The sequence below is a fragment of the Microbulbifer maximicatervae (SeqCode) genome (genome assembly GCF_052467225.1).
Genome location: NZ_CP174303.1, coordinates 2,862,383 through 2,886,902, shown reverse-complemented (window position 1 = coordinate 2,886,902; position 24,520 = coordinate 2,862,383). Strand labels below are relative to the sequence as shown.

At 46.6% G+C, this 24,520-nt stretch carries 22 protein-coding genes; 8 read left to right on the top strand and 14 right to left on the bottom strand.

Annotated features, from left to right (window positions below):
• Positions 1–484: 484 nt before the first annotated feature.
• Positions 485–862 carry a hypothetical protein gene (locus tag ACJJIZ_RS12735; protein WP_413665631.1) on the top strand — a complete coding sequence of 126 codons (378 nt, stop codon included), beginning with the start codon at positions 485–487 and terminating at the stop codon, positions 860–862.
• Between the two features lie 83 nt (positions 863–945).
• Here ACJJIZ_RS12735 and ACJJIZ_RS12730 read toward each other — a convergent pair whose 3' ends face one another.
• Positions 946–1,659, bottom strand: a complete 714-nt coding sequence (locus ACJJIZ_RS12730) for a hypothetical protein (protein ID WP_444913643.1) — start codon at positions 1,657–1,659, stop codon at positions 946–948.
• Positions 1,660–2,230: 571 nt separating this feature from the next.
• On the opposite strand from ACJJIZ_RS12730, the gene ACJJIZ_RS12725 reads away from it, so the two are divergent.
• The gene (locus ACJJIZ_RS12725) at positions 2,231–2,500 is read left to right on the top strand and encodes a DUF1330 domain-containing protein (protein WP_444897134.1); all 270 of its coding nucleotides are present in this window, start codon (positions 2,231–2,233) and stop codon (positions 2,498–2,500) included.
• Between the two features lie 167 nt (positions 2,501–2,667).
• On the opposite strand, the gene ACJJIZ_RS12720 is transcribed toward ACJJIZ_RS12725, so the two are convergent.
• Positions 2,668–3,222: an RNA 2'-phosphotransferase gene (locus tag ACJJIZ_RS12720; protein WP_444913642.1), complete on the bottom strand. Its 555-nt coding sequence runs from the start codon at positions 3,220–3,222 to the stop codon at positions 2,668–2,670.
• Between the two features lie 37 nt (positions 3,223–3,259).
• Positions 3,260–3,760 (bottom strand): GNAT family N-acetyltransferase, encoded by a 501-nt coding sequence (locus tag ACJJIZ_RS12715; RefSeq protein WP_444913641.1) that lies wholly within the window; start codon positions 3,758–3,760, stop codon positions 3,260–3,262.
• Positions 3,761–3,984: 224 nt separating this feature from the next.
• On the opposite strand from ACJJIZ_RS12715, the gene ACJJIZ_RS12710 reads away from it, so the two are divergent.
• Positions 3,985–6,102, top strand: a complete 2,118-nt coding sequence (locus ACJJIZ_RS12710) for a TonB-dependent siderophore receptor (RefSeq protein ID WP_444913640.1) — start codon at positions 3,985–3,987, stop codon at positions 6,100–6,102.
• A gap of 287 nt (positions 6,103–6,389) precedes the next feature.
• Here the strand turns inward: ACJJIZ_RS12710 and ACJJIZ_RS12705 are convergent, their stop codons facing one another.
• The 4 genes from ACJJIZ_RS12705 to ACJJIZ_RS12690 all read right to left on the bottom strand — a co-directional run bounded on the left by ACJJIZ_RS12705 (position 6,390) and on the right by ACJJIZ_RS12690 (position 12,563).
• Positions 6,390–6,782: a DUF3224 domain-containing protein gene (locus ACJJIZ_RS12705; RefSeq protein WP_444913639.1), complete on the bottom strand. Its 393-nt coding sequence runs from the start codon at positions 6,780–6,782 to the stop codon at positions 6,390–6,392.
• Between the two features lie 603 nt (positions 6,783–7,385).
• A complete protein-coding gene (locus tag ACJJIZ_RS12700; protein ID WP_444913638.1) occupies positions 7,386–10,523 on the bottom strand; it encodes an efflux RND transporter permease subunit in 3,138 nt (1,045 codons plus the stop codon).
• Entirely contained in the window at positions 10,520–11,881 is a 1,362-nt protein-coding gene (locus ACJJIZ_RS12695) for an efflux RND transporter periplasmic adaptor subunit (protein ID WP_444905406.1), read from the bottom strand. Before ACJJIZ_RS12695 ends, ACJJIZ_RS12700 begins: the two co-directional genes overlap by 4 nt.
• The gene (locus ACJJIZ_RS12690; RefSeq protein WP_444905407.1) at positions 11,871–12,563 is read right to left on the bottom strand and encodes a TetR/AcrR family transcriptional regulator; all 693 of its coding nucleotides are present in this window, start codon (positions 12,561–12,563) and stop codon (positions 11,871–11,873) included. Before ACJJIZ_RS12690 ends, ACJJIZ_RS12695 begins: the two co-directional genes overlap by 11 nt.
• Before the next feature lie 558 nt (positions 12,564–13,121).
• On the opposite strand from ACJJIZ_RS12690, the gene ACJJIZ_RS12685 reads away from it, so the two are divergent.
• A complete protein-coding gene (locus ACJJIZ_RS12685) occupies positions 13,122–13,943 on the top strand; it encodes an alpha/beta hydrolase (RefSeq protein WP_444913637.1) in 822 nt (273 codons plus the stop codon).
• A gap of 197 nt (positions 13,944–14,140) precedes the next feature.
• On the opposite strand, the gene ACJJIZ_RS12680 is transcribed toward ACJJIZ_RS12685, so the two are convergent.
• The 4 genes from ACJJIZ_RS12680 to ACJJIZ_RS12665 all read right to left on the bottom strand — a co-directional run bounded on the left by ACJJIZ_RS12680 (position 14,141) and on the right by ACJJIZ_RS12665 (position 17,878).
• The gene (locus ACJJIZ_RS12680; protein ID WP_413665620.1) at positions 14,141–14,524 is read right to left on the bottom strand and encodes a hypothetical protein; all 384 of its coding nucleotides are present in this window, start codon (positions 14,522–14,524) and stop codon (positions 14,141–14,143) included.
• Positions 14,525–15,028: 504 nt separating this feature from the next.
• A complete protein-coding gene (locus ACJJIZ_RS12675; protein ID WP_444913636.1) occupies positions 15,029–15,916 on the bottom strand; it encodes an AraC family transcriptional regulator in 888 nt (295 codons plus the stop codon).
• Between the two features lie 307 nt (positions 15,917–16,223).
• The gene (locus ACJJIZ_RS12670) at positions 16,224–16,589 is read right to left on the bottom strand and encodes a VOC family protein (RefSeq protein WP_444913635.1); all 366 of its coding nucleotides are present in this window, start codon (positions 16,587–16,589) and stop codon (positions 16,224–16,226) included.
• 65 nt (positions 16,590–16,654) lie between these two features.
• Positions 16,655–17,878 carry a CaiB/BaiF CoA transferase family protein gene (locus ACJJIZ_RS12665; protein WP_444913634.1) on the bottom strand — a complete coding sequence of 408 codons (1,224 nt, stop codon included), beginning with the start codon at positions 17,876–17,878 and terminating at the stop codon, positions 16,655–16,657.
• 140 nt (positions 17,879–18,018) lie between these two features.
• Here ACJJIZ_RS12665 and ACJJIZ_RS12660 point away from each other — a divergent pair, with 140 nt between their 5' ends.
• A complete protein-coding gene (locus tag ACJJIZ_RS12660) occupies positions 18,019–18,336 on the top strand; it encodes an Mpo1-like protein (protein WP_444897123.1) in 318 nt (105 codons plus the stop codon).
• A gap of 5 nt (positions 18,337–18,341) precedes the next feature.
• Here ACJJIZ_RS12660 and ACJJIZ_RS12655 read toward each other — a convergent pair whose 3' ends face one another.
• A complete protein-coding gene (locus ACJJIZ_RS12655) occupies positions 18,342–19,769 on the bottom strand; it encodes a TyrR/PhhR family helix-turn-helix DNA-binding protein (RefSeq protein WP_444913633.1) in 1,428 nt (475 codons plus the stop codon).
• A gap of 196 nt (positions 19,770–19,965) precedes the next feature.
• On the opposite strand from ACJJIZ_RS12655, the gene phhA reads away from it, so the two are divergent.
• The 3 genes from phhA to ACJJIZ_RS12640 all read left to right on the top strand — a co-directional run bounded on the left by phhA (position 19,966) and on the right by ACJJIZ_RS12640 (position 22,774).
• Positions 19,966–20,769: a phenylalanine 4-monooxygenase gene (phhA, locus tag ACJJIZ_RS12650; RefSeq protein WP_108733440.1), complete on the top strand. Its 804-nt coding sequence runs from the start codon at positions 19,966–19,968 to the stop codon at positions 20,767–20,769.
• A 268-nt stretch (positions 20,770–21,037) separates the two neighbouring features.
• Positions 21,038–21,508, top strand: a complete 471-nt coding sequence (locus ACJJIZ_RS12645) for an Lrp/AsnC family transcriptional regulator (protein ID WP_108733441.1) — start codon at positions 21,038–21,040, stop codon at positions 21,506–21,508.
• Between the two features lie 96 nt (positions 21,509–21,604).
• Positions 21,605–22,774 carry a cation:proton antiporter domain-containing protein gene (locus ACJJIZ_RS12640; RefSeq protein ID WP_444897120.1) on the top strand — a complete coding sequence of 390 codons (1,170 nt, stop codon included), beginning with the start codon at positions 21,605–21,607 and terminating at the stop codon, positions 22,772–22,774.
• Positions 22,775–22,843: 69 nt separating this feature from the next.
• Here the strand turns inward: ACJJIZ_RS12640 and ACJJIZ_RS12635 are convergent, their stop codons facing one another.
• A complete protein-coding gene (locus ACJJIZ_RS12635) occupies positions 22,844–23,647 on the bottom strand; it encodes an amidohydrolase family protein (protein WP_444913632.1) in 804 nt (267 codons plus the stop codon).
• A gap of 128 nt (positions 23,648–23,775) precedes the next feature.
• On the bottom strand, positions 23,776–24,423 hold the full coding sequence (lepB, locus tag ACJJIZ_RS12630) for a signal peptidase I (RefSeq protein WP_444913631.1): 648 nt from the start codon (positions 24,421–24,423) through the stop codon (positions 23,776–23,778).
• Positions 24,424–24,520: the final 97 nt, after the last annotated feature.

The window sequence follows — 24,520 nt, the reverse complement described above, 5'->3', positions numbered from 1 at the left end:
GCCCCTAGAAGAGAAGCACCTGTGAGGCATCAAATAAAAGGAAAACGAGTTTTTAAGCTAGCCAAAATCAAAGGTCACGCCTCAAAATTCAATCAGCCAGATAAACCTTCAAACACCACCTCAAAAAGGAAACATAAATAAATTTGAATAACTGCAAGGCAGTTTATTATTTTAAGCATTACGCCAACGCTTAAAATAATAAATCCCCCAGTCCGGCAAGTAACAAACTCAGATCACAACGGCGGTTTTCGTGAATTTTCTACACAATCAGTCGCTGGAATATTCTGAGCCCCCTATTGAGAGCTTAAAACATTGCCCAAAGTATCAATCTGTCTATATGATGCAATCATCGAATTTGATTGCGATTCTTGGAATAACAACTAGATTAATAAACACTAAAAAATAAAAGCGATCCGATTCAACCCAAAATCCTCAGGAGCATCGGACACAAGTTTTAGTTGATGACCGTGAGAAGGAGATCAGAATGTCTGGAAAAGAGCTCTATATCACCTACGAAGAACTTTTAAAACTCGAGAGTTTTAGAAAACCTAACTCAACACCAAGAAAACCCCAAAACATTGATACCACCCACCTTGATGATATCGAAGTAATCATTGCTAACGGCAAAGGAATTCAAGCTCTCGATAGAGAAGCTATTAACAAACTACCACTAACAGGATGGGTTTGTAGATTTCCCGCCCACATTCACCCCCCCAAAGGGTTGAAACTCGTTCAAGTCAGCGAGCACCTATTGAATATTGCTCCGGCTAGAAATATGCCGTTGCAAAAATTTGAGGCTTTAGTCAAGGAACTCACTATCAGCGCCATCACAATATTCAAGAAGCAAGGTCGAGCCGTCTGATATATGACCATGATCACAGCCGACTGCAAAACGGTATGCTATTGAGCTGCCGTTTTGCTATCTCTCCACTAAGTACTTACCCCCTAGCCTATTAATTTCTGAAATGCGATTAACTTCCTGATGTAAGCTCGCATTTCCGGAGTATCAAATTTCCCCTGATAACGATCAGGATCGTTGACTGAGCGCCCCTTAATACCGGGACAGCCACCAAATCGTATTAGCGTGGAAAAAGCAGGCATTAACTGCAACTCCTCTACCGAAGCCTTGATTTCTAAATCCAAATGATCTGAGTACTCTTCAATATATCTGGAAACCATCCCCATACCTGAAAGTGTTTGCGCACAAACCATATTCCCAACTGTCCCAAACTTGGGGAATCGATGAACTTCTTTAAAGTCCACCTTATCAAAGCTGGCCAATAGATTTTCCTTCAATACCAACTCGGCAAACTCCAGATGCTCCCCCTTTTTGGGTTTCAAGCCTGTCACCTGGTAGTGGAGCGCCTCAAAGGGAACAAAAAGATTGCTCCACCCCTTTTCAATTTTTGAAATTGCATATTCCTTATAAGCAGCTTTTTCCTGATACTTATCGATAGTCTGAAAGATTGAAAGCGCCAGACCAACAACTGCCACCCCGGCTGCAACACCGCCTATCCTGGTTACCCTTTTCAGGCCAATTTGGGTTTCATCCCATGTTTTCCCATGAATTGCCAAAAGAGCCGCGATAGCTGTAAGTGCATGCCCTAAAATAGAAATAGTCAGATCCATAAGCTCCCCCAGAAAAAGCTCAAATTTCAATATGCACTAAAAATCAAATCTTGGTATCACTATCTATCGGTACCAGAAAATTTCAACCCAGTAGATACACGCCACATTGCGAAAATCACCGCCAGGCTATCTATTTTCATTAATGGGCAGGAACAAATAGAAAGATACACTTACTCAGAAAAGCTAATCAATAAGTTAAAATTACTATTTTTAGACTGGAGCCTTATAAGAAACCCAAAACAAAACAATCGTACCCATTTGGGTTCACCTCATCGCACACAATTAAATAGCAATATACGAAGCTTGCACTTTTCCCGTGGATTTAATTAGAAAATAGGCAAAGCAATAAGCGGCAAAGGTTGACTCACAAGATAGCGTTTTACTAACCACACTATTTAAGTCAAATCCCCTGACTCCATACAATTAATAAATTTAAAGGACTATTATAACAACCGACCTCCAACTACCTGCCGAACATCTCCTTTGCGACCCAAAGGCTACTATTGGGGTCCTTTTTAAAACTTGACCCTGAATAGCTAACTACTATAACTATTCACAAGGTTGTATAACACGCAGCATCTACTGACCAACTGGTATCCATATGATACATCTATTTGTACACGCAAATGTTAAGGACTTCAACGAATGGCACAGAGCGCTAAAGGAGTTTATGCCTATAGTTGAGCAAATGGGTGCTACTGCCACATCCGTATACCGGGAAATTGATAATCACCATAATGTGACCGTGATCCATGAATTTCCTTCGAAGGAGCATGCAATTAAATTTGTCAATAGTAGTGAACTTGAAGAAGCCAAGAAAAAGGCTGGCGTGCTTGTGACTCCAAAAATTTGGTATACAGAAAAATTATAATTATTCCTTATTTTGGCATAGAAATTTATAAAGCTATCTTCACCCCCAATAGGCCTATCCATTCAAGGGGTGTATCTTGATCAATGGCTCTTCCTTTATAAATAAGCTGACTCTAGAGTATCCCTCCACTAACAGTACCCATATAACAATACTGATAACCCCTGCCTTTAAAGTAACTTCATATACTTGACTGGCACATGATCAACCAGCCACACATTATTAGCCGAGCGATAAAAATCAAAACCATCTCGATGCATGGATTTAGCCTCCACCCTTAACAGTACGTGCTTGCCATACCTGGCACCAACAGATCGAGCAACAGCCTCAGATTCTGACAAGTGAACATGATGCCTTTGCATTTTCTTCAGCCCTTGCGCGAGGATATCTTCAACAAAACGCTCTGCAGTGCCATGGAGAAGCGCACCTGGTGGTTCAAGGGGGCTTAAATGTAAATTAATATCTACAGAATGTCCCTGATTGGCTCTGATAGAAAGACCATCATCACTTATAGAAAACCGCTGCTTATCATTGGTTTCCACAACGACAGAAACCAAATCCCTGTTTAGCTCAAAGTCTACAGTTTTCTGAATCAACTCATCAACTGCCACCCATCCATTCTCATCCATAAACAAGCCGATGGCTTCAGGCTTATGCCTGAGCAGGTAGCTGAAGTATTTTGATATCCTACTCAGCTCTCTACTGAACTCAGTATCTCTATTCAATTCTAATATTCCACAACTAAGAATTTAACTCGAAATTTTATGATGGGACATTCACCTTGGCGAAAATGTACTCATCAAAATAAATACCCCCTTTTTTTACTGAGCAGCTTAAAGTCCCTTCATGCTTATACCCCGCCTTCTGTAAAACCTTCATTGATCCGACATTTCCAGAAAAGACAGAGGCATAAAGCCTGACAATATTTTGTGAAGAAAAAATCTCACGAGTAAACTGAGTCAAAGCAATAGTAGCAATTCCTCTCCCCCAAAATTCTCGCGCAACCCAATATCCAACCTCACCGGAGTGAGAATGCTCAAACAGCTGCTCGCGCATACTTATAATCCCGCAAAAGGCCCCTCTGTACTCTACTGCCTTTACAACCCCTTCCTTCCCACAACCTTTATCAACCCACCAAGCAGCATCTTCCAATGTATAAGGGTGAGGAATTCTCGATGACAAATACTTAAGCACTGACTCATCATTTAAGTACTCAACCAGTAGTGCTTCATCATTCTTTTCAATGTTTCTTAATTCAATCATTCGGACAAACCATCAATTCCTTAACCTATTACTGACACCCTTTCAATGAAAATCAATGCTTTGTTGAAAGCTAGGGTTCTCAGCTATCAACTATTCCTGCCTACTCTCCAATCGTCACAATAGCTTTTTAGCTTCCTGCGACTGTTTCACATTTATTACTACATCTCAAAAATGACAGCCATTATCAATTATAATCGACCCTATTTGTACGGAATTCTATCAATATGTACCCTCAACAACTCAACTTGGCAGTATGGGCCTCACTAGCCCCTGCTGCGTTGGTGTCTGCCCAGGAAGTAACTCAAACGGTAGAAGAAGTTGAAGTTATTGGTAGAGCCCAACAATTTTATCTGGACTCTCATACACAAGTTGGAACTAAAACAGACGCAGACTTATTAAATATTGCGATGTCTGCTCAGGTACTAAGTGAACAGCTTATTGAAGACCAGGCTGCCCGCGATATCACTGACTTGTACCGCTCCATCGCAGGAGTTAGTGAATTCAGCTATTCCGGAGTCACATTTCGGGGATTTCGAGACAATAAAAATATATTTTACGATGGAGTCCGCGGCGATCCCTATTCAGGGTTTAGTGTTCCTCAAGTATCAAATGTAGCGCGCATCGAGGTACTAAAAGGGCCATCCTCCGCCCTCTATGGCGGCGGTGAGCCCGGAGGGATGATTAACTACACTTCCAAGAGGCCAACCTTCGATGAGCGTCGTGAATTAACAGTCACCTCCGGAAGCGAATCGCTAAAAGGAGCTTCTATCGAGCTAACAGGCGGTGTAATTGAAAATATCGCCTATCGTTTAGGAGGATTCTATGAATCTCAAGACAGCTTTCGCAATAATGCGAACAGCGAGAACATTGAACTTGCCGGGGGACTACTACTTGACCTCTCAGCAGACACTCACTTGACGACCACCTTCGAGCACATAGAACAAAACCTAGGCGGTAACCGCTTGCGCGGCGTACCCGTTAATGATGACGGCAAATTCCTGGTAGATCCTTCATACAACACCAACGAAAAATCTGATTATCAAAACCTAAAAGCCTTGGTTCTTCGAACTAAAGTCAAGCATAAGGTGACAGATAGCCTGAACTTTAACGCAACATTGCGTTACATGGAAAATGAAAGGGAGCAGGCTTATCACGAATCACGCGGTTGGGTAGACATCAATGGTGATGGAATGGCCAATGCTGAAGATGGAACCATCCGCCGTGAGTACCGCGATCAGTACCGGGCAAATGAAGAGCTGAGCCTTACTTTGGACTTTGTGTATGACACAGACATTTCAGGCATGAATCATCAGATTTTGCTTGGTGGTGACTATCATGATGTTGATACAAAATATGACTATTGGCGAGCGCGCCCTGGAGCAGACGGTGTTACAAACCTCAACATCTACGAACTCAACTACGGGATAACTGACCCGTCAACTTACAACCTTATCAATATGAATAAGGATGGTACGGCCAGCATCCGTACCAGCATTTATATCCAGGATACTGTGGAATTGACCAATCAGTGGTTCTGGATGATAGGTGCGCGCCTTGATCAGTTCGACGAAACTGAAAAAGAAAGCGGCAATAGCTACAAAGATAATGATGCAAGCTACCGTACAGGCATCACTTATAAGCCCGTAGATACACTATCCCTCTATGCAAATTACTCCCAGAGCTTTAATCCGGTGAGCGCAGACGACTTTGAGGGCGGCGCCGAGGAGCTTGAACCCAGTACTGGCAGTCAAGTGGAGATTGGTGTGAAGAAGGAATGGCTGGATGGGCGTTTCCTGACCACTCTAGCCTTCTATCAGATAAAAAAAGCAAATATGGCCCAAAGTAACCCCGCCTATATCAGTGCCGATGAGACCCCGAATGAAGCCGAAATTATCAACCTCGGGCAGGTTCAAAGTGGTGGAAGCGAGTTCACCTTAGTCGGTGACATAACTCAGAGACTCAGCATAACAGCTAATTATGCGTACAACGATACGTATATCGCTGAGGGTGACTCACGCAATGTGTCAGACTCAGGTCAGTTCGTAAATGCACCCAAGCACCAAGCAGGCTTGTGGGCCCGCTATGACCTCAGTATATGGGATTCAGCATTTGCTATTGGTGCCGACTATGTGAGCGATCAAATAAGCTTCGATGATCAAAAAGTAAAGGCCTACACTGTACTCGATGCCAGCTGGGCAACTCGCTGGGATGATATTCAGCTGAGTATCAACGTAAAAAACCTTTTGAATAAAACGTATGCAGTGAGCGGTTTTAATGAGCGGCAAGGACATTTTCCCGGCCAACCACGAGAGCTAATCGCCCAGCTATCCTATGACTTTTAGCGACCCAGCAATTTATCGTCAGCGGATTTCCACTGGCGATACCATCTTGTTCTATACAGAAAGGAAGTTCTTTGGCGATACACTCATCAATATATTCCCGCAGACTTACCCACCTATTCAGCCCTTCTTCTAAACTTAGATATTATGAAAATGACACTGATCCCCCAGATTGAATTTCTATTAGCAAATATTCAATCCGAGGTAGCACCTTCAATCAAGACGAGCACAGGCCATATAAATTTCGATCGAACAATCTTTCCCTGACGCTATACAGGCAAAAACTACGATTAATCAAGTTGGTATTCAAGGTCGTAGTAATGAACTCCACCATCCATCTGAATAGACATTTTCCCAGAGATTCCCACTAGTTCTCCAGTGCCAGAATCAGGCACAACTTCTAAAATAAGGAAGTCCTCTCCCTTCTTCATGATCCCAAAGTGCTGTAAAACAAACGTGCCTCGCTTACCACCTAGAGTACCGGCAACTTGCTCTATGGCTACATACCCCGCAGATCCTTTTACGGGTGTCATTGCACTTAGCATTTCTCCTCGACTTTCTCCTGAAAGATCACCGTAAAAGACTTTATTAATTGACATACGCCCCAAGCTGTTTCCTTCACTACCTTTCGCATACGGATCCATCGGCTTTACAGTAACCTCGAACTTTCCTGAAATTTTCATATTTGCTCCTTTGCGAATTTAGATTGAAGTAGTACGTGTCTGGCTTTACCAGTAACAACTTAGGCTCTAAGGGAGTCTAAAGTGCTACTTATCGGTTTTCCATTTTAATATACAAAACTGTATATTTATACACCCAAGATAGCATAGTAAGTGACTATGGGTTGAGATGTTTATGAAGGTGCGCAATTAACACTCAAAAGTACTAATGTCCATTAAGCGGTTAAGAGACATAAGCGAGAAATATTGGAACCCACCGAAGCAGTATGGGCTTTTAGCACTTCCAATCTCGTCGAGAATATAGTTCATTATTATTTGGGACCAGGTGGAAATACGCTTGTCGATTCTACACAGAGAGAAATTAAAGAAATCGGTAAAACGGGATTACAAGAGTTCAGTGAAGCAAAGCCGAAATGACGATGCCCCCAAAACTATTTTGGAGACTATGAGTTATTATTTTTTCTACACTAGTATTGGCAAAACGATAGATCGTAGATCTGTGGATTGATTAGCCCAAAACACTGACTGCCTAACTTATTAGCACCATTATTAGGTGTAATAAGCTAGGCATATTCCAGGAAACCAGCTTCCCTTCACATAAAACGATCAACTACTTGGCGCAGTTGCCATAGGCGCCGGTACTAATACGTCTTCGCCATCACTCTCTTCTTGAGGTTCAGTAAACCCAAAGTCCTCCAGTATTCCGTAGAGCGCCGGTAGCACCAGAAGGATCAGAATAGTAGAACTGCTGATACCAAATACAATACTGGTAACAAGCGGCACCAACACCTGTGCCTGCAGACTGGTTTCAAATAACAGTGGCAACAGGCCTGCAACTGTGGTCAGCGAGGTAAGGAAGATGGCTCGGAAACGATCGCGGCTGGCTTGGCTCGCCGCGCTATGCACATCCATTCCTTCACGCACTCGCCGCTTCACAAACTCCACTAGCAGAATTGAGTCATTGACCACGATTCCGGCGAGAGAGACAAACCCCATCATGCTGGGCATAGACATATTCTGCCCCATGATCAGGTGCCCCCAAATCACACCGATCAGCGCCAAAGGAATAGCCACCAATACAATCAGCGGCTCCACATAGCTGCGGAATTGCAGGGAAAGAAGGAGGTAGATACCAATGGCGCCTATTAACAGGGCGCGACCAATGGACTTACCTGTAACTTCACTGTTTTTCATTTCCCCTTGCATATCCACACGCAACCCTGGGAACTCATTGGTAAGCTCAGACAGGAATTTCTCCTGGGTGTCACCAAGTACCTGGCCAGCATTCGCTTTTTCAGTGAAAACATCAGCAAATACACTCACTACCCGCTCACCGTCAATACGTTGAATACGCGCATACTCCCGATTCATTTCTATATCGGCAACGGCAATCAGCGGAACCCTTTGCTTGGTAGCTGGATGGATAATGACTAATTCATCGAAACGGCTCAGCGCTCCGCGGGAATCTGCATCCATACGAACCTGTATCTCGTAGGTCTCCCCCCGATATTGAATTTCATCTATCTCCATGCCCTGGTAAGCAGCTCGCAACTGATTGGCGACATTGCTGGCATCCAGGCCAGAGGCATAGGCGCCTTCACGCATTTTGACGGTGAGTTGTGGCTTGCCGGGACGCAAGTCATCCACCACATTCACTACGCCGTCGTATCCACGCAACCAATTCTGCAAGCGAATGGACGCTGCCTTTAGCTGATCCAACTCCAAACCGGCAAGTCGCAAGTGGATAGCTCGGCCGGCAGGGCCCAAGGCCGGTTCTTTATAAAGAATAGCGATTGCCCCTGGTGTGTCGCCGGCGGCCTCACGCCAAGCATGGCGCAATTCATCCATGCTGGTATTGCGGCCTTCAGCGGCAAGCAGATCGACATTAATTGTGGCCACATGGGGCCCCGATTCAAAGGCATCTCCGTTAACACCAAAAGTGACACTCGTATGGTTTACCAAAGGTGCTCTTTCATTTTCAGAAAACTCTGAGGCAACTTGATCCAACGTCTTCAACTGCTTATCGACTAATTTCTCCATATCGACCAAAGAAGTGCCTTGAGGCATTAAGATCCGAGCTTGCAATAAATCGCCCTCCAAGGTAGGGAAACCCTGAAATTTGACGATCCCCGATGTCATCAAACTAATAGTGACCAGGAACAAGCCAAATACACCCCCGACAAAGGCATAGCGGTATTTAACAGCCCAATCTGCTGCGCGCCCCATTTTTTCTCGCCAACCATCAAAACGTTTGGCAAAAGCCTGCTTCCAGGCGGGGGGGCGACTTTTATGCTCAAGGGCATGGCGCAAGTGTGCCGGCAAAATCAGGAAAGCCTCGATCAGGCTAATGAGCAATACAGAAATCAATACAATGGGGAGCACCTTGAGGACCTGCCCCATATCCCCCTTAATAAAGATCAACCCCCCAAACACCATTACCGTCGTTGCGAATGAAGACAGTACTCCACGAGCTACTCGTTTGGTGCCATTGATAACCGCTTCCAACGGCGACCTTCCCTCACGGTGTTCACTGGCAATACTCTCCGATAACACAATGGCGTCATCCATCAGGATACCAATGGCAATCAACAGTCCCACCAGGCTGATCATATTAATGGACACGCCCATGGCCGTGATCAGTGCAAACGAACCCAGGAATGAAACCGGCAAGCCCATGACCACCCAAAAGACATAGCGGCCACTGAAAAACAGATAGAGAGCCAGCGCTACCAAAATCAGGCCCTGCCAGGCGTTAGCCATAATCATCTGCAAACGATCCGCAACGATAGAGGCGCTGTCTTGGGTTAGAGTGAGTTTCATACCCTCAGGCAGATTTTCATTTTCACGGTCGACAAAGTCGCGTACGGCTTCAAGCACACGCAAGCTATCATCCACACTATTCTTCTCGACATTGAGAAGCGCTGCACGATGACCGTCAAAAATAATTTTGTCTTCAGCCAGCTCAAAGTCATCGTAAATTTTTGCAATATCCCCAAGTCGAACTTCCGCTACATCACCACCTTTAATCACCACCAGGTTTTCCAATTCTGCAACCGTGCGGCGCTCTTCGGTAAAACGCACCTGGTATTCTCGATCCGGCGTGGATACCTTGCCGGCGGGCATGTCGATCGCTTGCTGGTCAATAATATTAGCCAGGTCCATCACGCTGAGTCCGTACTGGCGCAAGTTATAATCTGAAACTTCAATCTGAAGCTGGTGGTCAGAAAAACCGGAAATGCGCACAATAGGAATAGCGGGATCGCGGAGTAATTCGCGGCGGTAGTGCTCCGCCAGCTGGTTTAATTGGGGCAAAGGAAGGTCAGCACTGATAGCAATACTAACCACCCCCTGAGTGCGGCCCAGTTCTTCGATCACCGGGCGCTCGCTTTCTGCAGGAAGCGAATCGATACTGTCTACTGCGGACTCCACATCAGCAACAAACTGGTCCATATCACCCGCTTCTTGCATCTTGAGGGTCATCAGGCCCAGATTATCTTTTGCCTCACACAATCGCTCATCAATAAAGCTGATTCCATCGGTGGCCTCTTCCAAGGGAAGACAAATACTATCTTCCACTTCGGCTGCCGCAGCGCCGGCATAAGGTACCGAAACCTGAACCTCAAACTTATCGATTTCCGGCATCGTTTCACGCTTCATGCTGGGCAGAACAAAAAGCCCGCTTAGCATCAGCGCAACCATCAATAAATTGGCCGCCGTTGGGTGACCGGCAAAATAACGTATCACTGCTGGGTACCTCTAGCACTCGCCGCAACGGATTGCTCATCACTGACGACGGAAACTGCCATTCCATTAATCGCAGGAATTACATCAGTCACAATAACCTGCTCACCGGGATTCAATCCCTCGCGGATCACAGTGGTGTCGCCTTGGTGGTAGTCAATCTGTACAGGGCGCACTCTTAGTTGACCATTTTGTACCAGATAGACCTTGCCTTCATGGAGGGCGCGGCGGGGTATAGCGAGTGCTGGTGCGGCGGGAGCCAATAACTCTACACGGGCATACATACCGCGAAATAGCGGTGGTTTTTCACCGGTCACCGCTTTGCCATAGGGGTCATCCACAGCTACAACAACGGAGAGTGTTCGACTGGTGCTATCCAGGGTTCCACCCAAGCGCACTACCCTCCCCTGCCACTCACTATTCCCCGGGCCACCCACCAGGGTGATCCGAGCTTCCAGCCCTAACAACATTTTGGGTAGATCATCAGGAGTCGGATTGGAATCGATGCCAGGCCTTAAATTGCGCAAAAGTGGAGCCACATGAACCATAGGAAGCTCTGCTGCAATTTCTACTTGGGCAAGGCCGCTTGCATCAAATAAACGGGCATTGCCAGCAACATATTGGTTTTCTTCAACATGAACTTCGCCAATACGAGCATTAAATGGCAGGATCACCTGGGTGCGCTCCAGATTGTATTTACTGTCCCGTACCTGAGCTTCTGAGCGAGCTATCTGGGCTTCAATCACTTTACGGCGGGTCGGGAAAAGGGAGAGCTGGCTGCTCTGGTTCTGCACTTCCTGGCGCAAGCGCAGCATATTTTGCTCTTCAGTATCTACGGTCGAGCGGGAGACGGTTCCCTTGGCAACTAACTTTTGCTTGCGAGCGAGTTCTTTCTCACCCAATTTGAGGGTGCGCTCGGCGATGTCCAAAGAGCGTTTACTATTGGCCTCTTCCACGTCCAGCTCTTGCAAGTTAGCGCGATTTGCAGCCAAGTCACTTTCAGCCTGCGCCAGGGCAAGCTGGTAGCTGGTATCATCGATCTTCAACACCAGTGTACCGGCAGAGATAATATTTCCCCGCTCCAATTCCGGAGCTGTATACACCACCCTACCACTGACTTCTGCATTGGCTTCCAGGAAAGTACTGGGTTTCACCTCACCATATGCAATAGCTTGAGCTCGCAGCGGTAACTCCTGCACTTTAATTGCGTCTACCACCGTTATAGGAGCCTCAATAGCATCGTGTTTAGGCTCACCTTTAGTGACGACCAATGCCATAGATATAAACACCCCCGCCGCTATCAAAGCTGGTAATGCCAGCCGGCGATTCATCAGTGCTTTCATATGAGTCTTAATTTCCATTGCCGACTTCCTCGCCTTTGGTCACAGATTTATTGGAAACGCCACGGAGTAAGAGTTGAACGGTATGGTTAATCCATCTCTCCCGGTTTTCCTCCCCCAGAGCAAAGCCAAACCCCTCCTTCAAGGGGTCGCCAGCGATGAAGGGAAAGGCAATCAGACTGATAAAAGAGACTGGCATCAGGTCAATATCCAGGTCCTCTCGCAACTGGCCGCTGGATTGGAGAATTCCCAGCAACCCGCGCAGCTTTGGCACCAGTTGTGAGGCTAACCTGTCAACAAAGAGTTCGCGCATTCGACCAGATTTGGAAGCCACTTCATCAGCAATCAGGCGCGGAATCCAGGGCTCCTTGATGTATAGGCGTATCATTCGACTCATTGCTTCTTTCAGCAACTCTAAAGAGGGCTCCCCTCCATCCAGCCCTGCACTAACAAACGCGGGGCCATACTGCATGATTTGGCTCCGAACCACCTCGATAATTAGCCCCTCCTTACCGCCAAAGTGGTAACTGATCATCGCAGAATTCACCCCTGCTCCCTGAGCAATCTCCCGAATCGAAATATCACGGAAGGCCTTATTCCGAAGTAGAGAGTAGGCTGAGTGCATAAGTGCCTCACGCACCTGGGATTCACGCTCAGGATCTTTTGGGCGCCCGCGGCCTCGAGTGGATGGATTGTCAGTCACAGGCATTTATCCTTAATTAATCAGCTGATTAATTAAATAGGAATTACACCCATGCAACAACCCCAAAATCCGACCAGTCAGTCAGGTTGTGCCGGGTTAATTTCTGATTCACAAGCTAAGCATCTCGGGACGCAATACGTGCCAATGATCAAGGGTTTGACGGGGCTAGCAAAATAGGTTGTAAAATTGACCTCCTGCAAGTGGCCACCTTTACTAAATTCAGCAGTACTTACCGGGAAAATTCCAACCACTTAGATTGGTACATTTTCAGGCCAAATATCCAAATTTCTACTTAAAGCGGCCTGAATGCGAAACCAGGAAAGCCATTCAGCTAGAGCAGAAGAAAAACGTCGCAATCTCATCCTCTTCCATATCCGAACACCAATCCCAACAAGACTTTCTGTATAAATGATGAGTGATGAATAATTTTAAGCTTTAAATAAAGCATTACTACAACCAACACCCTCCTCAATGTTAGTATTAGGCCGTTTCAATATGAATATTCTACAGACCCTATCTATTTCAAGAATAATTTAACCTTCAAAGGGCATATAACTTATGGTCAAGTATTTGGCTCTCATCTCATTTTTTCTTATGGCTACTTTCGCAAAGGCTACAGACCTTAAGAGTTCTCCCCTGGTAATTGGCGACTCAATTAGTTTTCAGTCAAAGATATTAAAGGAAAAGCGCACCTTAAATGTCTACTTACCCGAGAGCTACCATCGTGAACCTGAAAGAAACTACCCCGTAATCTATCTTTTAGATGGCTCCTTATCCGAAGACTTTATCCATATAGCGGGAGTGCTCCAATTCGGCTCATTCTCATGGATTAATATGCTTCCAGAATCCATTCTTGTAGGCATAGAAAATATTGATAGAAAACGCGACTATACATTTCCATCCAAAATAGCTTTAGATCAAAAAGAATTTCCATCATCAGGCGGATCAAAGGAATTTATTGATTTTTTGGACAAAGAGGTTCAACCCATTATTGCGAGCAATTTCCGTACAAAAGAAAATTCCACACTGATAGGTCAGTCTCTGGGAGGACTTGTAGCTACAGAAATCCTGATAAAGCATACGGACCTTTTCGACAACTATATTATTATCAGCCCAAGCTTATGGTGGAGTGGAGAATCTCTTCTGACAAGCATCCCTGAAGACTGCTGTGAGGACAAACAGATCTATATTGGAGTTGGAAAAGAGGGGGAAGTGATGGAGCGCCTAGCGCGAACACTATACAACAAGCTAGATAATAAGAAGAGCAACACAAAAATACACTTCGGCTACTTTGAACAACTAGACCATGGTGACACTCTGCATCTTGCTGTTTACGATGCGTTTGGAAAGCTGTTTTCAGACAAAGCCCCTAAAAACTAGAAACATTTTTCAATTTAAAACTGGTTGCTTTCGTTTCAGGAAATAGAATACAAAACCTGCGGGAGCAACACACCACTTACCTCACCATCAATCAAGTACACAATTACCATAGCGTCAACCTCATTTCAGCGACGTTCTGAAAGAGAGGCGGTGTGACATTTACAGTAAACACCGCCAACACCCTACATTTTCTAAACCTACGTCAAAGCTGCACGACGGAAGTTGTACACAGCCACCTGAGACAGAATAAATAGTGTAAATGTCACTACCAAGCCAGTCAGCATTACGGGCTCATAGCCCTCAACCAATACAGAAATAAGCCGCGAAGAGCCATTAAATAGAAAGTACATCGAGGCAGGAAGTATTAATAACCACTCTTTGCGAAAGGCACCAATTGCCGTAATAATCGCTAAGCTAAGTGTGGGGGCACCGAGAGTACGTAGGTTAGTGAAACCGTAATTAGTTGTGGCATCAAACCCTGCTGGACCATTAACAACTTCCGGGAAAAGCATGGTCACTAAGCCAGCCGAACCCAATATAAGTACAAATATACCGGAAAGAAATTGTGCGAAACGAATCATATTAAATATTCCATCTGGTTGATTAAATGAACAGAATGAGAACTCAAAGATCCCCTGAAAAATTCCTTATCATTTCTGCGAGACCTCAAGAGGCACTTAGCCCGGATAACAGACCAAAGCAGTGCTACTAATTGACTGTATCAAGTCTCACTATTTTTGATTGCGCAGGGGGCAGAGTGATTAGCATTCAGGCTTCCAGCAAACATGAGCAAGTAATAAAAGTGACTGGTTTATAGTCTTCAGCGGTATCAGCTATAGTTTGCCCCAGGAGGGTTCTAATCAAACCACCAGGACGATAACTAATGCTCGTCGGACTAAACGTAAAACCAACATCACCATTAGCACCAGCAATGAGCATGTATTCATTCTTTAGCCCCTCAATAACAAGAGGGTTTAAATATAACGACATATCGTTAGAAAAGTACGCTGTTAAGACAAGGACTAGATTAACTAGCAAGCCAACACTTTACTTGGAACATCCAGTCAAGGATTTGTACAAATCCGTCAAATCGCCTTTTTACGCATTTGGGAAGGGGCTACTTGATAGTGCTGCTTGAACACCCGGGAGAAGTAACTAAGCTCATCAAAACCACACTCCAAAGCAACTTCAGTCAGGCTAAGATCGCTATTGAGAATCAGCTGCTGTGCTTTCTCCATCCGTTTCGAGGTAATATATTTCGTGGCACTACTGCCATAGACTTGCTTAAATTTACGAGTAAATGTTGACTCGCTCATATGGCATAGAAAAGCTAGATCCGCCAGTTTAAGAGGGGTGTATAAGTGAGCTTGCACCACTTCCTGTAGCTTAGGTTGTTGCCTGATGAACAACTGCCCCAACATCTTCGCGACTCTTCCACTACTATCAATCCTGGGGATAAGCTCTACTAATTCTCGAACTTTTAATACCACCAGTGGCTCACTGAATACTTCTGGCTGCTGGATATAGTCAATTATGCTACGCATATAATTGGAGAGCAGTACGGATTCCTGCAGGCGCTCAGCCGAGGGGGGCTGATTAATGGACTTATTATCCTCCTTAACAGCAGTCCTACTTTCGCCATTATTACCAAAGGCATCAGGCATACCACTTGGGTAGAGTCGCTGTAATAGCTCTGACGTTAGCCGAAAACCGATGAAATTAATTTCATTGTTTAGTCCATCTTCATGCCACTGATTAATAAAATTATCTGTCTTCATTAGCACAGTGGCACCTGGGCTCAAGGTAAGGGTTTCATCACCGCAAACCAGGGTTGAACAGCCACTGATAACGTAAACCAACCTTGCCTCATCAACCAAACGGTCTTGATAACTTAACGGTGCCCTGAATTTACGCTGACCAATTACCATTTTCCCTTGTATTTTAAATACAACTGATTCTTCACTATCTGGCATAAATTATTATCTTTATCAGGGACCTAGTCATTTGCAATAAAACATGAAGCATATCAACTTTTCAATCAGAGAAAACGACCAATCAGAAGTGATTGCCATAGCTTCTCTGACAGGGGACCAAGTTAAATCCAGGGACTATAAAGAACATGCTCTACAAAGAATCTTCTAAACCTAAGAGACTCAAAAGCCTCAGAAAGGAATAAAACAACTTAAGGAGCCACCGAACAACTTCGTGATACCTCTGGCATGCAGAGCGGTACAGTCAAGGCGCTGCTTCGCAGGAATGTCTAGACCTCTCAAGAAGTTGTTACACCACCGCGTTAACTTCTACCTTATTCCCAACTGGATCAAAAAATACTAATTGCCGTACATTGCGTCCGGGCACATCCATTAGGTGATTGGCGACTCCCAACGCATCCAGACGCTGCTTAACCGGCTCAAGCGCATCTGTACGGAAAGCTATGTGATCCAAGTAGGGTTTCTCAGGCTGGTCACCACTCACCTCACCATCTATTAAATGCAAAATAGCCCTACCATTGCCATAGAGCCAAAAACCATTACGCTTGAAGTTGGGTCTCTCGCCTTCTGTCAGACCGAGTACATGGGCATAGAAGTCCCGTACCCGCTTTAGGCTTTCCATAGGAGCAGTAATATTGACGTGGTCGAGTTCCATCTGTTTTCCCTAATTTACAAGGCACATCCTTGTGCCTGATTATCAGCAAGTTATCTGTCTATAACTTACACAATACTCTTGTTCCGCAACTCTTCTACTTGCTCGTCACTTTTACCAAGCAAATCTCGCAATACTTCCTCAGTGTGCTCACCCAATACTGGCGGCGCCTGAGTGTAGTCGAGTGCTGACTCGGAGAAGATTACAGGGTTGCGCACGGTCTTCACCTTTCCAGCTTCCGGATGATCCTGCTCAACCACCATACCTCGGGCCTGTACTTGAGGATCAGTAAAAACCTCCTCCAATGTATTGATAGGCCCGCAGGGAACATGAGCATCACTAAGATGCTGGAGCCACCAAGCGGATTCGTGCTTACGAGTCGCAGCTTCAATCTGAGGCACCAATTCTTCACGGGCCATTACCCGCGCTGAGTTAGTCCCGTAGGCAGGATTTTCTGCCAGTTCTTCTACGCCCGCGATTCCGCAGAAGCGTTTAAACTGGTCATCATTACCCACTGCCAACATAAAATAGCCATCTTTTGAAGGGACTGCCTGGTAGGGGACAATATTAGGATGGCCGGTACCTTGTCGCTCAGGGCTTTTACCAGAAGTAAGGTAATTTTGGGCTTGGTTAGCCAACCAGGATACCTGGGTATCCAATAAGGCGAGGTCAATATGCTGGCCAACACCCGTATGCTGTCGGTGAACAACAGCTGCCAATACAGAAGATACCGCGTACATCCCTGTCATCAGGTCGGCTACGGCCACCCCCACCTTTTGCGGGCCCGCACCCGGTTGCCCTTCTGGCACACCGGTAATACTCATCAGACCACCCATCCCTTGGATCATGGCATCATAGCCTGCTCGATTTTTGTACGGGCCCGTTTGCCCAAAACCTGTGATCGAGCAGTAGATAACACCAGGGTTGATTGCCTTGATGGATTCATAATCCAGGCCGTACTTTTTCAGGCCATCTACTTTGTAGTTTTCCAGAAGGATATCGCAACGGGCTGCCATCTCCTTGATCAGGGCCTGGCCATCTTTGGTAGTGATATCAACAGTAACTGATTTTTTTCCGCGATTGGCACTTAGGTAGTAAGCAGCATCAGCCGTGTCATTTCCCTTCTCATCCTTTAGGTAGGGAGGGCCCCAGTGGCGAGTGTCATCCCCTCGCTCCGGGCGCTCTACTTTAATAACCTCAGCCCCAAAATCAGCAAACACCTGCCCAGCCCAGGGTCCGGCGAGAATACGACTTAAATCGAGTACCTTTAAGTGTGCGAGTGGACCTGCCATAACTTCCTCATATCGCTTACTTGCGGGTTAACCGCATATTTTTGCGGCAGCCTAACAGATAATTTGCGCCCGTGCTTTGATTGGCCGGGTTAGGTATTCGTCATATACTTTACTGTGCAATAAAAATAAGGAGGCACAGCATGGCCGCAATAGAAGCGCAAAAATTTGAATCTTTTCGCGAGTTTTATCCATTCTACTTACAGGAACATAGCAACCTCACCTGTCGTCGGCTGCACTTCTTCGGCACCAGTCTGGTGTTCGCGACAATAATTGCGGCTGTAGTAACTTCCAATATGTTGTGGCTAGCAGTTACTCCTGTCGCGGGCTATGGGTTTGCATGGATCGGGCACTTTTTCTTTGAAAACAACCGCCCGGCAACCTTTAAGTATCCGTTCTACAGTTTTATCGGAGACTTTGTTATGTTTAAAGATATGCTGATCGGGCGAATCGAACGCTAAACAAACTATTTTTTAGTGGCCGACAAGCCGTATTTCCGCAATTTGTTGGCCACAGCGGTATGAGAAATACCCAGCTCCTTAGCCAGCTCCCTGGTTGAGGAGTGACCTTTGATAATGTCCGCCAACAACGCCCTCTCCAGCTGCTTCATCATTTCCTTATAGGTAAGTCCACGGCTCCAGTCCCGCCAGGGAAGTTCCGCCTTAACCATTAAATCCGGCACATCCGCACAACTGATCGACGCAGCCCCTCTAATCAAGCATTGACTGGATGCGGCCATTAAATAGTCCCTGAGGCCGTTGAAGTTATCCGGCCAGTCGTGGAGTTTGATCAACTCCATCACCTCGCGATCAAAATTGAGCTCACTTGCCTCTGGAGACTCCTGGCGCATTAAAGTACTGGCATAGCGCGGCAGAGCCGGTCGCATATTTCGCAACGGGGGCAAGGACATCGCTAACGACGAAAAGAGCTGCGCAAGTGACGGCGCAATAGATTCCCTATCAATAGCGGTGGCCACCAATCTCAGCGATGCCGGCAAATTGCGGAGTTTTCTCAATAAATCAACTTGAGCTTCTGTTTTGAGAGTATGTATATCCTCAAGAATCAAAGTACCCGTTCGACGAAGATGTGAAGGCAGCTGCATAGTGCCGTCACGGGGGATAATTCGATAGCAATCAGCCCTTGAGGCCGATGGGGAGAGGTAATGCACCGCACAGGCAAACGTTGTCTTTCCTGTGCCCCGCTCACCCAGTATCAACAGAGGTGCACTGAGTTCAGATAAGTCCTGTAACTGGAGGCAACTCCTTCGACGCAAATCAAAATCCCACAACACCATCGGTCTTGGCAGCTCAGTGACAAACTCGCTGCTATCCCAAGGCTGTAAACGCAGTACCGCCCCAGCCAGTGAGTCAACCGCTCCGGGATTTCCCTCCAGAGTGATCGGGGACCAGTCCACACGAAAACTCTGCCCCCTTACCACCAGAGGCAGTCCGTAGCGAGGCACTGCAAAATCCCGCAGCAATTCTGCGACCTGCATAAGCGGCAGGAATCTCTGCAGCTGTAGACCAGGCACCTTGTCCAGGCTCACACCGAAAGCCCTTGCCGCTGCCAGATTCGCAGCGACCACCCTGCCCTCGCGATCCACACTAAGAACCGGATCAGTCACATGACTCAGCAAAGTGTCCAACTCAAAATGACGTCGCTCCAGGGGCAATAGGGAGATCCTCCGCACCCGTTTAACTCCAGGAACCTGGTGCAGGGACTTCTCGATAGTCTGGTATTGAGTGGCAAGCATCCCGGGCGCTATCAGATAGACCTTATCTCCACTGTCACCCCCGAGCTCACCAGAGGTCACATTTATCCGATATTTACCGAAAATTTGCATTATTTCGTGCAAAATGCCGACACGATTCGCACAAGTAATCTCTACCCGCACAGCGTCACCTGTAAAGAAATGTTTACAGAAAGTGTAATTTGAACTCCCCAGAAGGCGCAATAGCTCGCCGCTACCTCTCCCCACCAAGGGCACGCCTGGCTAAAAATAGAGGTCGAAACATAACAACAACAGGTTCAGCGGCAGGTGCTGGGCACTGGGAATCAGCGAGAGCTACCGAGCCGCAGGAGAGACATTCATGAAGAAAGAAGCAAAGAAGGCAAGCAAGTACGTTGCCCGTGAGCCCAATGAAGACGGCTTTATCGAGTATACCGACCTTGAACACCAAACTTGGCAGCGTCTGATTGAACGCCAACTGGATGTCTTACCTGGCCGCGCCTGCGATGAATATATGCACGGCCTGGAGCTGTTGGACCTACCGAAAGACCGTATCCCCCAGCTCGAGGAAATCTCCAGCGTGCTGCGCAGGGAAACTGGCTGGGAAGTCGCCCGGGTTCCCGCCCTTATCGGCTTCGAAACCTTTTTCGGTCTTCTAGCGGATCGCAAATTCCCAGTTGCTACCTTTATACGCACTCCCGAAGAGTTTGATTATCTGCAGGAACCGGACATATTCCACGAAATTTTTGGCCACTGCGCCATGCTCACCAACCCAGCATTTGCAAACTTCACACAAAAATACGGACAACTGGGCCTTAAAGCCTCGCCTAAAGAGCGCGCCTATTTAGCCCGCCTCTATTGGTTTACAGTGGAGTTCGGCCTGCTGAACACCGACGATGGTTTGCGCATTTACGGTGGCGGCATTCTGTCTTCCCCGAAAGAGACACTCTACGCACTGAGTCACCAACCAGAGCGCTACGATTTAGATGCGGTTACCGCACTGCGCACCCCATATCGCATCGATATTGTTCAACCCATTTACTATGTTCTCAACAGCTTGCAACAGCTGCAGGAACTGACAGAAATTGACCTGATGGCCAAGGTCCGCGAGGCCATTGAGCTGGGACTATTCGAACCCCGCTTCCCGCCCAAAGACGCAGCCTGATCTGCATTCAAGATTGGGCGGCCAACTTCCGCCCAATCTCACCTCTGCTAAAAAGCTCCCCCAGAAGCGTTGCACATCTAGGGAAATTCCACTACCAGCACTCTCCCCCTGAGCCTATCGTATCTGCAGTAGGTGTGATGGTAGTTCGATGACTTTCATCCAATAGCCCCCACACCCACTCGCCCAAATACCGTTAGGGGTAGCCAGGGAGGCAATGCAATCAGCGCAAGGACACAAAACCCCTACCTTATAGGGAGCGCATAGCACTATGTCCTCACTTGACGCGATTGATAGAAAACTTCTTGCGATTCTGCAATCTGACGTCAGCCTTTCGATCGAGGAGCTGGCGGAGCGTGTGGGCCTGACAAAAACCCCATGCTGGCGCAGGGTGCAGAAACTGGAAAAGAGCGGCATCATTCGACGCAAAGTCGCCTTGCTTAATGCCGAGATTTTAGGACTTCCGGTCTCAGTGTTTGCCCAGGTTAAAACTGACCAGCACACACCGGAGTGGGCCGACAACTTTGCCGAACATATGGCACAGTTGCCAGAGGTAGTGGCTTGCTACCGTATGGCAGGCGACTACGATTACCTGTTGCGAGTGGTAGTTAGCGATATCACGGCCTATGACCGCTTTTACAAGGAGTTAATCCGGCATGTCGGCATTAGCGATATTGTCTCCAACTTTGCCTTGGAACAGATCAAAAGCACTACCGAGTTACCGATTCCATCCGGTGAGTAAAGTCTCAGCGCAACCACTTGGTAGGCACATAGACCTTTCAGCTGTTCGCACATCTATGGATAATGGTTAAATCTCGCTCACACACAAGGATGGCCTGTGGCGGACAGCTCCCTTTTCCAATCATTCTTCTTGATCTTTAGTGGCGCAGCAATTGTTGCCTCACTGGCTCTTTTTGGACGACAACCGCTTCTGGTCGCTTACATCGCTCTCGGTGTTTTACTCGGCCCATCCGGCTTTGCAGTAATCGACAACCTGCGACTTCTATCTGATATGTCCAGCGTTGGGATTATCTTCCTGCTCTTCCTGTTGGGGCTGGACATGCAACCTCAAGCGCTGGTAGCTGTATTGCGCAAAGCTACATTTGTGGGGGTTGTAAGCTGTGCAATCTTCCTCGGCCTTGGCTTTGGCATAGGCTTGCTGTTTGGATTTACTACCGTTGAATCCTGGGTAATCGGCATGGCGCTGATGTTCTCTAGCACCATTATCGGTATCAAACTGCTTCCCACGACCGTACTTCACCACAAGCACTTGGGTGAACTTATGGTGGGACTTCTTCTTTTTCAGGACTTTGTGGCAATAGTCTGCCTAATGGTACTGCTGAGTGATAACACCGGCGACGAACAGATCTGGCAATTGGCTCTCTCCTTTGGATCGCTACCACTGCTGATACTTTTTGCTTGGCTAATAGTAAAATATATTTTATTGCCACTTTTTACCCGCTTTGACCGCTTTCACGAATACGTATTCTTAATGGCACTTGGATGGTGCATGGGAATGGCAGAGCTGGCGGAAGTTGTTGGCCTTTCAAGAGAGATCGGCGCATTTATTGGTGGTATCACGCTGGCTGCCAGCCGGATTTCACAGTACATCGCCCTCAGCCTTAAACCTCTGCGAGACTTCTTCCTGATCCTGTTCTTTTTCAGCCTCGGAGCGCAATTCAAGCTGGCCATGCTGCCCGAAATTCTACTTCCTGCCCTGGTCACAGCCGCCGCAGTTCTGGTAATAAAACCCGTTGTATTTCACTTCCTGCTTGGAAATCGCAGTGAGCACAAAGTGCTCTCGTGGGATATTGGATTTCGACTTGGGCAAATTAGTGAATTTTCCCTATTAATCGCCCTGCTCGCTTATACGCAAAACCTGATTGGCAGCGCAGCATCACATTTAATCCAGGCAACCGCGATCCTTACATTCCTGGTGTCGTCTTACATTGTGGTGATGAACTTTCCCAATCCCATTGCAATCAAGGATGAGTTGCGAAGAGACTAAACCTCTTAGTCTCTTCCTGTAGCAGGATTTAGCAGACCACTGCAATCGACTAACAATGGTGACAGCTTATTAAAGCTTAAACACCCTTTCAGCATTCTTATATAAGAAGAGCTCGGCAACCTCATTCCCCAACTCCAGAAGGTGCATTTCCTTTAAACACATCTCCGGTGTCAGCATGGGATAATTAGTCCCGAACATCACCTTATTCTTACCGTGAGACTTGATAAATGAAACCAACTCGCGGGGGTATCTTTTTGGCTTATAAGCAGAAGTATCTATGTAGACATTGGGAAACTTGGTCGCAAAAGCGATCATTTCATTGTGCCAAGGGTACCCAATATGGCCGCAGACAATCTTTAGATCCGGAAAATCGAGAGCAATCCGCTCAATATGAGCAGGACGGCCAGAATCAGAGCTGCGCAACGGCCCGGTAAGACCCACTTGCAAACAAACTGGCACATCCAGCTCAACACAAGCCGCATATAGCGGATAATACAAAGGGTGAGTACAAGGCAACTCCCAGAGCCACTGCACAATACGCAGCCCTTTAAAGTCATGTTCCAAAACGTAATTGCGCAGGGTTTGCACAGCCTCTACTGGCTTTCGCAAGTCCACTGATGCCAGACCGCAAAACCTGTCAGGATGAGTTAAAGTAAGATCCAGTACTTCATCATTGCTAATCAAGGCCCCGCTCGGCCCATGCCAAGCAGAAATCAATGCCTTGGACACATCTGCCATATCCATAGCTGACAGGGTCCACTCAAGGGGCACTTCTTTAAAGTCCTGCCCCATCCAACGCCTCAAAGTATCAAAGAAAGGTTCAGCAAGAAAACGCTCTGTAGGATGCTGGGCCCAAACATCAATCACTTTCATGTTAGCAACTCCCTGCTATTGCAATCCTTAACCGGGAAGGAGGAGCACTTATCCCTCCCTCTATTTTCTGGTAGCACAAGTATTGCCAGTGAACAGCTGCACCCATTTAAAGAAATATCATTGACTACCTACTTGAGAGGCATCGCCACACTACTAAAGAAATCTCTTTCCTTAGAAAAGGAAAACGCTAAAGATGTAACTTTGCCCATAACCCTATCACGGTCAACCAAGCCCCAATATCTCGAATCCAAGCTATCGTTGCGATGATCTCCCATGACAAAGTACTTACCTTCAGGGATCTCAATAGTCTTCCCAATGTATGGCAATTTCTTATTACCACTAAGCTTGAACTGATGCTCCCTGCCATCAATGACTTCCCTACCCAGGATGTCCGAACCCACCCCACTTTCCAGGTGATACTCAAGCTGAGCTCCATTAACAAACACATTCGCCCCTTCAATACGTAAGCTATCACCAGGGACGCCTATTACACGCTTCACATATAGTTGATCAGTGTGAGGTGGCAAAAAGGTAATAACATCTCCTCTGGAAGGATTCCCCCATTGAGCAACCTGCTTATTGAAGAAAAATAAAGTTGGCCCATAGCTCGTCTTATCTACCCACAAAAAGTCACCAGGATGAATAGTAGGCTCCATAGACCCACTTGGTACTGGAGACCAATCGGCATACGCTGACTTGAAAAAGTACATAAGAAATAGAAACAATATTGCACCGCGGTTGTTTCTTACCGCACCCTTAAAACTAAACCTGCTCATTCCCTAAACTCCTTTCCCAGGGCAACGCACCACTTAAAACTGATCACTCAGAAATAACAGAACCTCTGAAAACTAAAAAATCAGCCTTTAGCTTTCA